The organism is Photobacterium sp. TLY01 (assembly GCF_021432065.1).
Classification (GTDB): Bacteria; Pseudomonadota; Gammaproteobacteria; order Enterobacterales; family Vibrionaceae; genus Photobacterium; species Photobacterium halotolerans_A.
This window is the reverse complement of the sequence record NZ_CP090364.1, coordinates 2,827,534-2,842,894: the sequence shown is the minus strand read 5'-3', so window position 1 is coordinate 2,842,894 and position 15,361 is coordinate 2,827,534. Positions and strand designations below refer to the sequence as shown.

12 protein-coding genes are annotated in these 15,361 nt (G+C 52.6%); 4 read left to right on the top strand and 8 right to left on the bottom strand.

Translation table 11 applies throughout. The features are described 5' to 3' along the window. Window positions 1-35: 35 nt before the first annotated feature. The 5 genes from LN341_RS13180 to argF form a co-directional block, all read right to left on the bottom strand. Window positions 36-425, bottom strand: a complete 390-nt coding sequence (locus tag LN341_RS13180) for a Rid family detoxifying hydrolase (RefSeq protein ID WP_046219095.1) — start codon at window positions 423-425, stop codon at window positions 36-38. A 79-nt stretch (window positions 426-504) separates the two neighbouring features. Further along, window positions 505-1,485: a serine protease gene (locus LN341_RS13175; protein WP_234203540.1), complete on the bottom strand. Its 981-nt coding sequence runs from the start codon at window positions 1,483-1,485 to the stop codon at window positions 505-507. A gap of 271 nt (window positions 1,486-1,756) precedes the next feature. Next, on the bottom strand, window positions 1,757-2,221 hold the full coding sequence (gene pyrI, locus LN341_RS13170; RefSeq protein WP_046219094.1) for an aspartate carbamoyltransferase regulatory subunit: 465 nt from the start codon (window positions 2,219-2,221) through the stop codon (window positions 1,757-1,759). A 15-nt stretch (window positions 2,222-2,236) separates the two neighbouring features. Next, window positions 2,237-3,166, bottom strand: a complete 930-nt coding sequence (gene pyrB, locus LN341_RS13165; RefSeq protein WP_046219093.1) for an aspartate carbamoyltransferase — start codon at window positions 3,164-3,166, stop codon at window positions 2,237-2,239. A 287-nt stretch (window positions 3,167-3,453) separates the two neighbouring features. Next, window positions 3,454-4,458 (bottom strand): ornithine carbamoyltransferase, encoded by a 1,005-nt coding sequence (argF, locus tag LN341_RS13160; protein ID WP_234203539.1) that lies wholly within the window; start codon window positions 4,456-4,458, stop codon window positions 3,454-3,456. A gap of 303 nt (window positions 4,459-4,761) precedes the next feature. Here argF and rraB point away from each other — a divergent pair, with 303 nt between their 5' ends. Continuing rightward, a complete protein-coding gene (gene rraB / locus LN341_RS13155) occupies window positions 4,762-5,142 on the top strand; it encodes a ribonuclease E inhibitor RraB (RefSeq protein ID WP_046219091.1) in 381 nt (126 codons plus the stop codon). A 76-nt stretch (window positions 5,143-5,218) separates the two neighbouring features. Here the strand turns inward: rraB and LN341_RS13150 are convergent, their stop codons facing one another. Next, the gene (locus LN341_RS13150; protein WP_234203538.1) at window positions 5,219-6,124 is read right to left on the bottom strand and encodes a bifunctional helix-turn-helix transcriptional regulator/GNAT family N-acetyltransferase; all 906 of its coding nucleotides are present in this window, start codon (window positions 6,122-6,124) and stop codon (window positions 5,219-5,221) included. Between the two features lie 74 nt (window positions 6,125-6,198). Further along, on the bottom strand, window positions 6,199-6,612 hold the full coding sequence (locus LN341_RS13145; RefSeq protein ID WP_234203537.1) for a DUF2061 domain-containing protein: 414 nt from the start codon (window positions 6,610-6,612) through the stop codon (window positions 6,199-6,201). A 281-nt stretch (window positions 6,613-6,893) separates the two neighbouring features. Between LN341_RS13145 and LN341_RS13140 the strand changes: the two genes are divergently transcribed. The 3 genes from LN341_RS13140 (at window position 6,894) to LN341_RS13130 (ending at window position 12,410) form a co-directional block, all read left to right on the top strand. Next, window positions 6,894-8,045, top strand: coding sequence for a YjgN family protein (locus LN341_RS13140; protein WP_234203536.1), 1,152 nt, complete (start codon window positions 6,894-6,896; stop codon window positions 8,043-8,045). Then, window positions 8,042-9,043 (top strand): M48 family metallopeptidase, encoded by a 1,002-nt coding sequence (locus LN341_RS13135; protein ID WP_234203535.1) that lies wholly within the window; start codon window positions 8,042-8,044, stop codon window positions 9,041-9,043. Before LN341_RS13140 ends, LN341_RS13135 begins: the two co-directional genes overlap by 4 nt. 349 nt (window positions 9,044-9,392) lie before the next feature. Then, a complete protein-coding gene (locus LN341_RS13130; RefSeq protein WP_234203534.1) occupies window positions 9,393-12,410 on the top strand; it encodes a hypothetical protein in 3,018 nt (1,005 codons plus the stop codon). 81 nt (window positions 12,411-12,491) lie between these two features. Here the strand turns inward: LN341_RS13130 and LN341_RS13125 are convergent, their stop codons facing one another. After that, window positions 12,492-15,353: a valine--tRNA ligase gene (locus tag LN341_RS13125; RefSeq protein ID WP_234203533.1), complete on the bottom strand. Its 2,862-nt coding sequence runs from the start codon at window positions 15,351-15,353 to the stop codon at window positions 12,492-12,494. Between the last annotated feature and the right edge of the window lie 8 nt (window positions 15,354-15,361).

Below are 15,361 nucleotides of genomic sequence, written 5' to 3'. Positions count from 1 at the left end.
CTTTACTGTGTCACTGTGCCTGATTCAGGCAAACCTCAGGCTTTGCGGACCGCAATGGCTTCAATTTCGATTTTGACATCTTTTGGCAGGCGAGCGACTTCTACGCAAGAGCGCGCCGGGTAGGAAGCATGGTTTTCATCAAAGAAATTGCCGTACACTTCATTGACTGTGCCAAAATCGTTCAGATCCTTCACAAATACCGTCATTTTTACGATATCCGCCACTTTCAACCCTGAAGATTCGACGACCGCTTTGACATTCTCCAGTGACTGGCGGGCCTGAGCGGCGATATCTTCCGGTACTTCTCCCGTCACCGGGTTGACCGGGATCTGGCCCGAGGTCAGAACCAGGTTACCGAGGTCAACACCCTGAACATATGGGCCGATAGCCGCAGGTGCTTTGTCTGTGTGCAGTACTTGAGTCATGTGTGATCCTTTTTGGCTTCAACAGAAATGCTTACGGCCTCTAGTGTGCAATGCCTTGACGAACAGGTCAAAAGGTTTGCTAGCGGAACGTGGGATCATTGCTCAGGTTTTGGATGACCTCGGCTGGCGAACGGCTGGTCTCGGGTTTTTCTTCCTGATAAATAGTCGTCGTACTGTGCTGCAGGGCGACGTTATTCCTGTTTTCATCCGGCGGCGGGAAGGAACCGGACACTTGCGTTGCATAGCTGGTGAGCGGGGAGGCCGCTGCCGCATTGTGAGGGGTGTGAAGCGGGGTCAGGCCGTTGCTGCTGGGGTTCTGCGCGGGCAGTCCCAGCGAATCGGGTACGTCTGTACTGCGGTTGAGGCGATTGACATAAGGCGAGACCTGAGCGCTGGCCAGCGCCGGGCTGGCGGATACCGGGCGTATACCCAGCTCCAGCAGCCAGTCGAAAATCAGTGTGGCAGGAACAAACTGGCTGTATCGCGCCGCCGGGCGCAGGTTGGCGAGATCTTCCGGGTTATCGACAATGGCGACCGTAATCCCGACGATTTCCCCGGCATCATTGAACACAGGGCCGCCGCTCATCCCTGACATTACAGGCGCATCACTTAGTGAATACAGGCAGTTATTGTTGGTATCGATCACATCCTGCAGATATTTCCCTTTGCCTTCTATGCTGTTACCGAGCAGAGAGTGACCCTGATGGACCACAGGCTGATCCGGGAAAATTAAGCCCCAGGTCGGCACCTGAGCGGAGTCAGTCCGGATCAACGCCAGATCGCACAGCGGATGATAGATCACATCCCGGTTCCAGGAATAGCGCGCCACATGTTTGGCTGTGACCTGCAAGTGCGGGGTCACAGGCACGGCTGAGCCAAATCCGCCCAGCAAAATGGGCACCCCGATCACAACCTGCTGATTGGCCATATGTTTCGGGGCATCGAAGACGTCACCGTTTGTCGTGATGCAACCGGACAGGGCCAGGCAGGCCAGGATGGCAGGCCGCACGGATAACAGGGGCCAGAGATAACGATGACAAAACTGCGCACAGATACTCATGCTATGTTCTCGTTGTTGGTCACACCGACGTTTACAGAACGGAAAATACCCTTCTGTACGAATTTCGCTTCAGACTGACGCTTTGGCGAAGAAAAAGGCCAAAAGCGGGACTTTTCCTGAGTCTAGAAACGGGGTGAAGGAAAACATGTTGTCGAACTGAGAATGGCTGAACTGAGGCTGCAAAGGGGCGGAAAACTGAAAAGCCGGCTCAGGGCTGAGTCGGCTTTCTTATTTTTGTCACAGGTGGTTTTTCGGCATGAATGCCGGAATATCAGTGGTAATCGGTCACAATGTCGCGCGCGAACACTTTTTCACAGTATTTACATTTCAGACGGACTTCATCATGCTTGGTCACCACTTTGAAACTGCTGTCGACAGGCTCGTTGTGGGTGATGCAGTTTGAATTCGGGCACTTAAAGACAGCGTTGATCTGTGACGGCAAAGACAGAGTCAGCTTCTTCACCACTTGATAGTCTTCAATCTGGTTCACTGTGGCCTTGGGTGCGTAGAGCGCCAGTTGGTTCGCCAGCTCCTCATTCAGAAACACATTTTCGATTTTGATTAAATCTTTGGTTCCCTGCGCTGAGGAAGGCAGATTGAGACCAATGGTGACTTTTTCTTCGGCCTGATGCAGTTGGAACAAGCGCAGCACTTTGATCCCGACATTGGCAGGGATGTGGTCAATGACAGTGCCGTTTTTAATGGCTTCGACCTGAAGTTGGGACGCTTTCGTCATGCGAGATTCTCCTGCTTAAATGTCTTGATTGAGGACCAGTGCCAGCAGCGCCTGCCGGGCATAGACGCCATTTTCCGCCTGCTGGAAATAATAGGCGTGCGGGGTTTTATCCACATCTGTGGTGATTTCATCCACCCGTGGCAGCGGGTGCAGCACCTTGAGGTTTTCACGGGCATTGACCAGCATGTCAGCACTCAGGATATAAGCCGCTTTCATATGCGCATATTCGGATTCATCAAAGCGCTCTTTTTGCACTCGGGTCATATACAGCACGTCCAGCTCAGGGATCACTTCTTCCATTTGAGTGTGCAGGCTGTACGCAATACCGGCCTCATCCAGCTCTTCGCAGATGTAATCCGGCATGGCCAGCGCCTCCGGGGCAATGAAGTAAAAGCGGATATTGTTGAACTTTGACAGCGCCTGAGTCAGCGAGTGTACCGTGCGGCCGTATTTCAGATCGCCGACAAAGGCGACATTGAGATTGTCCAGGCGGCCCTGGGTTTCAGCGATACTGAACAAATCCAGCAGGGTTTGGGTCGGGTGCTGATTGGCACCGTCACCGGCATTAATCACCGGTACTTTGCCAGAGAATTCTGACGCCAGACGGGCGGCTCCTTCTTGCGGATGGCGCATCACGAACGCATCCACATAAGAGGTAATCACCTGAACTGAGTCGATCAGGGTTTCGCCTTTTTTCGCCAGTGAGGTATTGCCGCCATTATCGAAGCCAATTACGCTGCCGCCTAAACGCTGAATCGCCGTTTCAAACGAAAGGCGGGTACGGGTCGAGGGTTCAAAGAAACAACTGGCGATCACTTTGTGCTTGAGCAATTCAGGATTTGGCTGTTGCTTCAGCTGGGCCGCGGTGTCAACGATCAGCTCGAGTTCGCTGCGGCTAAGCTCGGGGATAGAAATAATGTGCTTATGATATAGCGAATTCGCCATGGCGCTTTTCCCTCTTTTAGTCTGGAACGGGTGGCTTGGGATCTGTCTTGGCTCTCGTACAGGCAAAAAAAAGCCCCCTGAGATCAGGAGGCTTTCGGATGACGATCCGGAGTAACAACAACGGCACGGCACACCGTGAACCGGCGGCGTCGCAGCACAACTGTGATTGCGGAATGGGCCATTTTTGGTACTCGCTAGACAAATTGCGGAGGATTATACCGCCATTTCTCTATGGCGCAAGCGTTTGCCTGCACCGAACTTGGCCCTCGTGCTGACCAATGTCAGGGTTATTGGCCTAAGGTGGCGACCATCACGGCTTTAATGGTATGCATCCGGTTTTCGGCCTGATCGAAGACGATAGAGTGGGCTGACTCGAAAACTTCTTCGGTCACTTCCAGACCGGACAGGCCATACTTTTCGGCCACTTCTTTACCGACTGTCGTTTCATCGTTGTGAAACGCTGGCAGGCAGTGCATGAATTTCACTTTGGGATTGCCGGTTGCCTTGAGGGTCGCGGCGTTCACCTGGTATGGCAGCATGGTTTTGACCCGCTCATCCCAGGCCGACTGTGCTTCGCCCATGGAAACCCAGACGTCGGTATACAGGTAATCACAGCCTTGCACGCCTTCCTGCACCGACTCGGTCAGGGTAATTCGGGCGCCTGTCTCGGCAGCAATCGCCAGACACTGGGTGACCAGTGCCTCTTCCGGCCAGTAGTCTTTGGGTGCAACCAGCCGGATGTCCATCCCCATTTTGGCCGCGCCGACCATCAGGGAATTGCCCATGTTATTGCGGGCATCCCCCAGATAGGCAAATTTGATGTCCTGCAGCTGTTTGTCCGGGCTGTGTTCTTGCATGGTCAGAAAATCGGCCAGAATCTGAGTGGGATGGAATTCATCGGTCAGGCCGTTCCAGACCGGCACACCGGCATACTGGCCCAGCTCTTCAACCACAGACTGACCATAACCCCGGTACTGGATACCGTCGTACATCCGGCCCAGCACACGCGCGGTATCTTTCATGGATTCTTTGTGGCCGATCTGACTGCCGGACGGGCCTAAATAAGACACACGGGCACCTTGATCAAAGGCGGCGACCTCAAAAGCGCAGCGGGTACGGGTGGAGGACTTTTCGAAAATCAGGGCGATGTTCTTACCGCTCAGTCGCGGCTGCTCATAACCACCGTATTTGGCTTTTTTCAGCTCTGCGGAAAGCGACAACAGGTGCCCGATTTCACGTGGAGTGAAATCCAGCAGCTTGAGAAAATTCCGGTTGCGCAGATTAAATGCCATATCTCGTCCTCGTGTTCATGACTTCAGCGAACACTGATCGCTGCGTTATGTATGAAAATTGATGTTTTATGAATAATTACCCATAAAATATGAAATTATATATACCTGTGTCAATCGTAAAGCCGTAAGTAAATGCGGGAAAGATCGTCTTCTGAATGAGAGAGGCAGTCTTGTGGCTTGCGCTGAACAGAGAATGGGGCTGGAAATCGCGACAGAGGATGGAAATTCTTGGGGATCCGTGCCATATTGGCGGCCAATTTCATACATACTAGTGTGGCTGGTGCCCCTATTTGGAGAGACCTTATGTCTTACGCAGAATTGATTGAAGAGCAGAAGGAAGAGACTCGCGAAATCATTGAGTCCCTGCTGGAAGATGGCAGTGATCCGGATGCGCTGTATTCGATTGAACACCATTTTTCTGCTGATTCATTTGCTCAGCTGGAAGGTGCCGCTGCTGAAGCCTTCAAGATGGGCTTTGAAGTGATGGATGCCGAAGAGCTGGAGCTGGATGAAGAAGACGGTGGCGGTACAGTCGTTTGCTTCGATGCGGTGATGGAGTCAGCCCTGGACGCTGAGCTGATCGATGCGCAGGTACTCAAGCTGGTAGAACTGGCGCAGAAGTACAACATTGATTACGACGGCTGGGGAACTTACTTCGAGTCCGGTGAAGACGACGAAGAGTAATGCCCCATTCAGTGCTCAACAAAAAAGCTGGCTTGCCAGCTTTTTTGTTGTCTGTCATTCAGTAAACCGCTGATGTTCAAAACCACTTTACCATCCGGATCTCACAGGCGTCGTGACCTGTGTTGCCCATCGCAGCCTTGGTGTGCTCAAACCCTAACGATTCATACAGGGCGATGGCTTCCACCAGATTGGCGGTGGTTTCCAGATAACAGGCGCGATAGCCCTGCTCCCGGGCAAAGCGCAGGGCCTTGACGGCAAGTTTGCGTGCCAGGCCAAAACCGCGCAGCTCAGGCAGGAAATACATTTTCTGCAGCTCGCAGATGTTGTCTTCGCCCGCCAGCCGGGCGATACCACCGCCGCCAAGCACCCGGTGACGGTGTTCAATCACCCAATAGGCATGCCCTTCAGGCTGGTAAACCTCACTCATGCTGTCCAGGGTGGGATCGGCAACGCCATAGCCCTTGTCTGCTGTCAGCCCGTATTCAGCAGAGACTTTGCGGATCACGGCGGCAATTGATGCATTGTCCAGTGGCGTCAGCGGACGTATCTTGTAGTCTTGCTGCCTGCCCGCCATCACCATGGCTTTGCGGTACCGCTCCAGACTCTTGCCCAGCTGTTCGATTTCATCGATATCCATTTGCGCCAGAAAACCGTCGACCTGCTGATTGAGCCTCTGGTGCAGTTCAGCCAGTCTGGACTGGCCTGCCGCAGTCAGGCTGGCAATCTGGCTGCGTTTATCCTCAGGGTGCGGGTGGCTGACGATCAGGTCGCTGTTGCTCAGCACCGCCAGGGTACGGCTGGCATTGGATTTGTCCACATTGAGCAGGGTGGCCATCTCATTGACTGTACAGGGATTTGCCTCTAACTCGATCAGGGCATGGGCCTGAACCGGGGTGAGATCCATGTTGCCACACTGGCTGTCGAGCATGCCGAGCTGGCGAACAAGCTGGCGGGATAAGTGGCGGAGTGTCTGGGCATCCATGTTGATTGATCCATATTGTTGTGGTTTGCAACTAAATGTAATTGCGAACCACAACTATGTCAACCGGGAGCAAATTAATGGGTGACCGAGTGATGCGGGCAGGATAAAAAAGCGGCTTTTTGCCGGCTTTGCTCTTTTCGTTGCCAGACTGTCTCATGGGCCAGATAAGCCAGCGTATTGATTGACGGTTCGATCAGTGCCATCACGCCACCGACCATCCAGCTGCCACTCAGCAAGTACGCGACGCTGAAGGCCACACTAAAGTGGATCACCGCAAAACTCACGGTTTTATTCGCGGGTTTGCCAAAGCGGGACTGTTTCAGTACCGGCCATTGCCAGGCTTTCTCATGAAAATAAAAAGCGACCGTGTTGACCATCGGCTCAATCATGGCGATCAGACTGCCCAGGATCACATCACCCGTCAGTAGATAGGCAATGCTGAAGGCAACGGTAAAGTGAATGGCAGCAAAGCTGAGTGTCTTTTTCATAGTCAAACCCTCTGTCGATGTTGTCAGTATGGGTGCTACCATATAATCAGTAAAAGCGTTTAATTCTATCCAATTAATCGTTAAATCCTATGAGTTAATATAAATAAACATGAATAATGACTTATCGTCGCTTTATGATTGAGAGCGCTGTTTCAGAACCAAACAGTGCGCAAAAACTTTATGCTGTCAGTTGCATGGTGTTGGTTTATATTGAAGACACACTTTTTCCAGTAATGGCACTGGATTTTTCACATTTTTTTGCGAAGACTTAGGATAAAACAATGGAAAACAAGGTTAGGTTTCACGGTCAGGGAGGCGAATTTTTCGGGATCTGGATCGTGAATATTCTGCTCTCTGTCGTCACGCTTGGGATTTATTCGGCCTGGGCGAAAGTCCGCACCAAGAAATATTTCTACGGGAACACTGAGCTGGCCGGGGACAGGTTTGATTATCATGCGACCCCGAAACAGATTTTGATTGGTCGTGCTATTGCCGCTGTTTGTGTGCTGGTGTGGTTTAGCGCCAGCCATTTCATGCCGCTTTTCGCCCTTGTGCTGATGCTGGCTTTTTTTGGCGTGTATCCATTGCTGGCCCGCAATAATGCCCGTTTCGATGCCCGCATGAGCAGCTATCGCAATGTTCGCTTCAACTTTAACGGCTCGGTGAAAGGGGCGTATTGGGCCATGCTGGGGTGTGGTGTGGTGTCCATGATCCCGCTGGTGATCCTGTTTGTAATCACGGCCATGGTGTTTGAAAAATCGATATTAGCCGGCGGGCTGTTTACGTTGCTTTCGGTCGCGGCATACCTGTATGTGTTTGCCAATGTGACGGCCACGATCACCCGCTATTTTGCCAATGGCTACCAATATGGAAACCGTCAGTTCAGCGCCGAAATCGGCACAGGTTTCTTCGTGAAAACCACTGTGCTGGCGGCTTTGCTCGGGTTGGGGTTGTTTGTGGCCCTGGCCGGTGTGTTTGTGCTGGTTGCAGGGGCGGGTGCTGTGTCATTCATTGCCAGCGGGCAGTTTGAAAATCTGCAGGGCGGGTCACTCTGGCCTTTCCTGGCAATCTTTATTGTCTACGCAGGGATGTTGCTGGTGATGGTGGCGGTATCGGCATTTGTGAAAGCCCGCACGCGCAATTACACCTTTGCTCAGCTGAAAGCGGCTGGTGAGCCGGAGTATGGCTTTTCCTCTTCGCTGCGAACCCCGGCGTTTGTCTGGCTGATAGTATCGAATATCCTGATGCAATTGCTGACACTGGGACTGGCGCGTCCCTGGGCCATGGTGCGTACCCAGCGTTACCTGGCCGATAATACGGCTGTGATCGGTGATTTATCTCTGCTCAATGTATCGGGTGAGGCCTTCGATGACGGTGCAGCCATTGCCGACGAAGTGGCTCAGGCCTTTGATATCGGAGTGGGCATTGGATGATCATCAAAGGCTTCTGCCATCCGCCGCTCAGCTCTGAGCGGCGAGAAGCTGAGCTGGACTGCAGTCAGACGGGTCAGGTGACATTGCGCTGCGGCGAGCATGTCATCATGGCTTCTGTGGCAGAGCTGCAAATCTCGCCGCCATTGGGCGCCTTGCCCGCCAGCATTGGTTTTGCTGATGGCTGGCAGTTCAAAGCGGGTCTGGATTATGAACTGGCCGAGTGGGTTCGCCACAACACAATTCAGCCGCAGCGCTGGGTACACAGGCTGGAGCGAAACTGGCTGGCAATCGTGGCCAGCGTGGCACTGGTTGTGGTATTGGGACTGAGCGTTTACCGCTACGGTATTCCGGCGGCCAGCCATGCGCTCACGCGTTTGCTGCCGCAGGCCGTACCTGTGTATCTGGGCGAGCATGTTCTGGAGACGCTGGACGAACACATGCTGTCGCCTTCCCAGCTCGATGCTCAGGCGCAGTGGCAGATCCAGGACAGGTTTGCTTTATTGCAGGACAACCTGCCGCCGCTGCCTTTTGAGCTCAACATCGTGTTTCGCTCCTGGCCCCATGGCCCGAATGCCTTTGCCCTGAGCGATGGTACTGTGGTCGTGCTGGATTCGCTGGTGGAAATGGCTACCACGCCGGCCGAGCTGGACAGTATTTTGCTGCATGAAGTCGGGCATGTGTATCATCAGCATGTGATGGAGTCTGTGGTGCAATCGGCGCTGATTTCTGTGGCCGCCGCATTGATTGTCGGCGACAGCTCTGGCATGGCGGATATGCTGACCAGCACGGGCGTCTTCGTTGCCTCCAGCGGATATTCCCGGGATGCCGAGCGCGAAGCGGACCAGTTTGCTGCCGAGCAGATGCTGAAAAACTATGGCACCACAGAACCGATGGCCGCCATGTTCAACCGTTTTATGGAACATTATGGCGACAGCGAGTTACCCGAGTGGCTACAAAGTCACCCCGAGCTGGAGCAACGGATTCAGGCCTTGAAATAGCCTCAGCCAGACTCAGGCCGGGACATCCGGATTAGAATTGCTGCATAAAAAAAGCGACCGATATCGGTCGCTTTTTTTGTCTGAGCAAACGAAAACCGCTTACAGCGCCGCGATGGTCGCTTTTGGTTCTGATCAGAACGCAAAACTCAATCAGGTGTTTAAACCAGGTATTGCAATGCATTGTATATGCGAGGTATCTTTCGCCTCCGAAATATTAATAAATCAGTAGCATATTGGAATACCAAGTATGTCACCTGACAACGCAGGGGACGTGCAGGCTATCCTGTTGCTGAACAAGGGTTTATCACTGTGCTTTCTTATTGGATTGCGTCATAAAACGGAAATGGCGATGCTGACATATTCAAACATCAAACAAATAGTGTTACTTGCAAGTGTGATTTTTCTGACTGCCTGTAACGGCGGGGGCAGTGATAGCGCCAGCGGTGATAAAAAATTAGATAAACTGCCGGTCGAAGCTGCATCAACCAAGGTCAGCGGCCAGGTATTTAAAGGCCCGGTTGCGTACGCGACCGTCACTGCGTTTAATGCCGATGGCAAAGAATTGGCCAGTACGGTGACCGATAATCAAGGTTTTTACACCCTGTCGCTGGATGCGTCTTATCGTGGGGTTGTGCAGATCGATGCGACCGGTGGGGACTACATTAACGAAGCAACGGGCGTGCGAACGCCTCTGACTGAAACGCTCCGGTCCGTGAAAGTACTGACAGAAAAAGATTCTGTCATGAATGTGACGTTACTGACGGAAATGGCCGTGCGCGAGCTGCCTTTTTTAGTGCCTGAGCTTGTCGCAGCAGCAAACCGCAAGGTGGCGAAAGCCATGCAGTTAGATCTGGATATTGTCAGCGAAGCGCCAGTTGATCTGCTGGATGAAGCGAACGTGGACGAAACGGGCGGAAGAGTCGACTATGCGCTGGTCATTGCCGGGATGACGAAAGCCGCCGAAGCGGAGGATATCAAGCTCAGTCGCTTGATGTTCGAACTGAATCAGGACATTGCGGACAACAGCAAGCTGGATGATGAGCGGCAACTCACCCGGTTAAATCAAGGGATCAATGCTTTTCTCGATTCAGCGCAGAACAAAGTGGTGGTGAACAAGGCGCAACATTATCGCAATACTTATCCTGTTGTGGCCCCGTTAGACATGCTGTCTGTCTATGCAAATCATCAACTGCGCATAGCACCTGACATCACCGATGATAAAGGGCAACTTTTTTATCACTGGCGTCAGGTGATGGGGCCGACAGTGTTGATGGAAGGTGCTCACACCGAGGCAATGTATTTCAAGGCAGCGGACACGGTAAAAAAACAGACCCTGGCATTCGAGTTAACCGTGACTGACTCAGGTGGCTTAAGTGTCAGTCAAACTTACTATGTCAGGGTGTTGCCGATTCCTGTGATTTCCGGTGTGGCGTTCAAAGGGCCCATTAAGGGTGCAAGGGTCAAAATCACCCAGGTTGACGGTACCCTCATCGGGGAAGCCACTACTACATCGGATGGCTGGTATCAGATCAGGAATAACAATGTTTATCAGGGATTGGTCATCGCTGAGGTGACGGGTGGCACGTATGTCAGCGAAGCGACGGGAAAGACAGTGCCGCTAGAGTCAACTTTACGTGCTGTCACCCACCTGAAAGCCACGGATCAATCGATTCATATCACGCCCTTCACTGAGCTGGCGGTTCGTCGGGCCAAAAACTTGGGGGAGCACTTTACTCAAACCACGGTAGAACAAGCAAACCAAGAGGTGACAAACGCATTAAGTGGGTCAGGGGTGGTCGGCACTGAACCACTGAACCTGATGGATCCCTGGAACAAGATCGAGCGCTTCAGTGCTGAGTCTGATTATGCACTCTCTCTGGCTGCGGCTATGGTTGCCATGCACACACATTCACAGAGTTTGACCGACTGGCTGGATCGGGTGTCTGAAGACTTATCCGATAACGGAAAAATAGATGATATTGAGATACTGAATGCTCTGTATCGAGGGGTAAACAGTTTTATCCGCTCGCCTCACAATCATGTCAGGATTACAGAGCTGGACAGTAATCTAGCGCGGAGATTTTATCGCAGTACGTCACCTGAAATACTGTTAATTTCTGCCAGTGATGGTTATGAAAGGGCGCAAATCAATGTGCTGGTGCAGGCTCAAGACACAGGGATAGGTGGGATCCATTTTTATTCTTTACGGCAGCTCAGTGGGCCGGCAGCGAAATTCACAGAGAAGCAATCCAGAAACGCTTTCAGAATTAGCTTGCCTGAACTCAATGGAGAGCTCCCTGAAACCCTGACTTTCGAAGTCACGGTCAGCGATTGGGATGAACTGACCGCTTCAGAAACATTTTCGATTGAGGTACAGCCTTACCCCAATGTTGTACTGGATAAAATTATCGATCCGCAACTGCGCCAATGTATTGAGTCACACTCTTCGAAAGTCCTCGATATAGAGGATATCAGGCGTCTTGAATGCGGTCCGGATTACGCGGGGATTAGCCAGTTGGATGGGATGGAACAATTGACCTATCTGACTTATTTGGGCGTGTTGGCGCAAAACCAGATCACGGATGTCACCCCCTTAGCGAGCTTACCCAAACTGCGTAGTCTCGCTATTGAACAGACAGTGATGACGGATCTCACGGCATTCACTGTCCTGAAACTGGGGCAGTTAAGCCTCAAGAACAGTCCGTTGTTGACCGACTTTAGTGCTCTGCCTCAACTGACTGAGCTGTATACCGCGAATTTTTATGGCACAGGACTGACTGATGGCTATCTTCTGGATAAGTTCCCCGTCCTGAGATATCTCAATGTCGGTCATATACAGAGCACAGATCTGGGTTTTATTTCTGACTTATATGATTTGTACGGATTGGTGATTGCGGACTCAGGGCTTACCCGGCTTGATCCTCATTGGTTTGACAATAAACCGGACCTCTTAATCTTGGATATTTCCGGTAACCCAATCACGGACATTTCGACACTGTTTGGGTTAACGATGTTACGTGAGCTGAATTTATCGAAGACTGACATTGCAGATTTATCGCCTTTGCGAAAATCAATGAATTTAAGAGAAATCGATATTTCATATACTGAGGTAACGGATTTGTCTGTTTTTCTCCGTTTTACACTCGCGGAGCAGATTCTCTTGCAAGGTTTTCAGGGGAGGGATATCAGCCCGCTGATTGAACTGAAGAAAGGGGATATCGACAAGGTTTTAAGAAGGGTAGATCTCACCGGGGCGGTTGTTGTGCCTTGTTCACAAATGACTGAACTGAGAGGCTTGGGCGTCAATATTGCTGTTGATGTCCAGCCCGGGGTGACGTGCACAGCAGACTTTCCTGCGGATTTATAGCGTCGTCAGCATGCCGAAAACGGTATAAAAAAAGAGGCCATCCGGCCTCTTTTTGATGTCTTGATGTCAACCGAAAACCGCTTACAGCGCTGCGATAGTCGCTTTCTGCTCTTCCAGTTTGATCAGGGTTTCTTTATAACCTTCCAGCTTCTCGCGCTCTTTGGCCACGACGGCTTCCGGGGCTTTGGCCACGAAACCTTCGTTGCCCAGTTTGCCCGCGATACGCTTGATTTCACCCTGCGTCTTGGCCATTTCTTTGTCCAGACGCGCCAGCTCGGCGTCTTTGTCGATCAGGCCAGCCATCGGGATCATCAGGGTCGACTTGCCGACCAGCGCCGTGGCGCAGGCTGGGGTTGCTTCGCCGTCTGCCAGTACACGCAGGCTGTCCAGTTTCGCCAGCGCCACCAGAACGGCCTGGTTTTGCTGCAGGCGGGCCGCGTCTTTATCATCAGCGGCTTTGAGCATCACATCCAGGCCTTTGCTTGGTGCGATGTCGTACTCGGCGCGCAGGTTACGGATGCTGGTGATGAATTGCTTCACCCACTCAATGTCTGCCAGCGCGTCCGCATTGAAGTTGGCATCATCATACTGAGGCAGTGCCTGAGTCATGATGGTGTCGCCTTCAACCCCTTTCACCAGTGGCTTGACGCTCTGCCAGATGGTTTCCGTGATGTACGGGATCACAGGGTGGGCCAGACGCAGCGTCTTCTCCAGCACAGTGATCAGGGTACGACGGGTTGCGCGTTGCTGGGCTTCGCTGCCTTTCCACAGTACCGGCTTGGTCAGCTCCAGATACCAGTCACAGAACTGGTTCCAGATGAACTCATATATCGTGTTGGCAGCCATATCCAGACGGAAGTTGTCAATATGGGCATTGAACTCTTTCGCCGCCAGCTCGAACTGCGACTCGATCCACTTGTCAGCCAGTGAGTATTCCAGCTCGGCACCATCGGCAAAACCGCAATCCTGATCTTCAGTGTTCATCAGTACGTAGCGGCTGGCGTTCCACAGTTTGTTACAGAAGTTACGGTAACCTTCCAGGCGTTTCATGTCCCAGTTGATGTCACGGCCGGTAGACGCCATGGCAGCCAGGGTGAAACGCAGGGCATCGGTGCCGTAAGGTTCAATGCCGTTTTCGAACGTCTTGCGGGTATTTTTTTCGATCTTCGCTGCCAGTTGCGGCTGCATCATGTTGCCGGTACGTTTCTGTACCAGAGACTCCAGATCAATCCCGTCGATCATGTCGATCGGATCCAGCACGTTCCCTTTTGACTTCGACATTTTGTCGCCGTTCTCATCACGGATCAGACCGGTGACATAAACGGTTTTGAACGGGACCTGGGCTTTGCCGTCTTCATCTTTGCAGAAGTGCATGGTCATCATGATCATGCGGGCAACCCAGAAGAAGATGATATCGAAGCCGGTCACCAGCACATCTGACGGGTGGAAGACTTTCAGGTCGTCCGTCTGTTCCGGCCAGCCCTGAGTCCCGAAGGTCCACAGTGCTGAGGAGAACCAGGTGTCCAGCACGTCGTCGTCTTGTTTCAGAACCACGACAGGCGCCAGGCTGTATTTCTCACGGACTTCTTCTTCAGTACGGCCAACATAGACCTTACCGTCGTTGTCGTACCAGGCCGGGATGCGGTGACCCCACCACAGCTGACGGGAAATACACCAGTCCTGCACGTCACGCATCCAGGAGAAGTACATGTTCTCGTACTGCTTCGGTACGAATTTGATATCGCCGTCTTCAACCGCTTTCACTGCCGGTGCAGCCAGCGGGGCGGTACGCACGTACCATTGGTCGGTCAGCATCGGCTCGATCACCACACCGCCACGGTCGCCATAAGGGACGGTCAGGTCGTGATCTTTGATTTCATCCAGCAGACCCAGCTGATCGAATTCGGCCACGATGGCTTTACGCGCTTCAAAACGTTCCATGCCCTGATAGGCCGCCGGAATGTCGGTGCTGTAGGCATCTGTGGGTTCACCGTTGCTGTTAAAGACTTCCGCCTCGTTACGGATGTTGGCATCGAAGGTCAGGATGTTGATCATCGGCAGGCTGTGACGTTTACCGACTTCGTAGTCGTTAAAATCGTGTGCCGGGGTGATCTTCACACAACCCGTGCCTTTTTCCATGTCAGCGTGCTCGTCACCCACGATCGGGATGCGACGATTCACGATTGGCAGCAGAATGTGTTTGCCAATCAGATCCTGATAACGCGGATCTTCCGGATTCACTGCAACGCCGGTATCACCCAGCATGGTTTCCGGACGTGTGGTGGCAACCACGATGTAATCTTTCCCGTCTGCGGTTTTGACACCGTCGGCCAGCGGGTAGCGGAAGTGCCACATGTGGCCCTTCTTGTCTTTGTTCTCAACTTCCAGATCAGAAATCGCGGTGTGCAATTTCGGATCCCAGTTGACCAGGCGCTTGCCACGGTAAATCAGATCGTCTTCATACAGACGAACGAAGACTTCACGCACAGCGTTAGAGAGACCTTCGTCCATGGTGAAGCGTTCGCGATCCCAGTCCACAGAAGCACCCAGGCGGCGCAGCTGCTTGGTGATGGTGCCGCCGGATTCGCCTTTCCATTCCCAGATCTTGTCGATGAAGGCATCACGACCGTAATCGTGCTTGGTTTTGCCTTCTTCGGCGGCGATCTTACGTTCTACAACCATCTGAGTCGCGATACCCGCGTGGTCAGTACCGACCTGCCACAGGGTGTTTTTGCCTTTCATGCGCTCACAGCGGATCAGGGTATCCATGATGGAATCCTGGAATGCGTGGCCCATGTGCAGGCTGCCCGTGACGTTTGGCGGTGGGATCATGATGCTGTACGCATCTTTCGTCGTGTCACCGTGAGGCTTGAAATAACCAGCCTCTTCCCAGCGCTTGTACAGCGCTTGTTCAATCGATTGTGGGTTGTATGTCTTTTCCATAGCGCTCT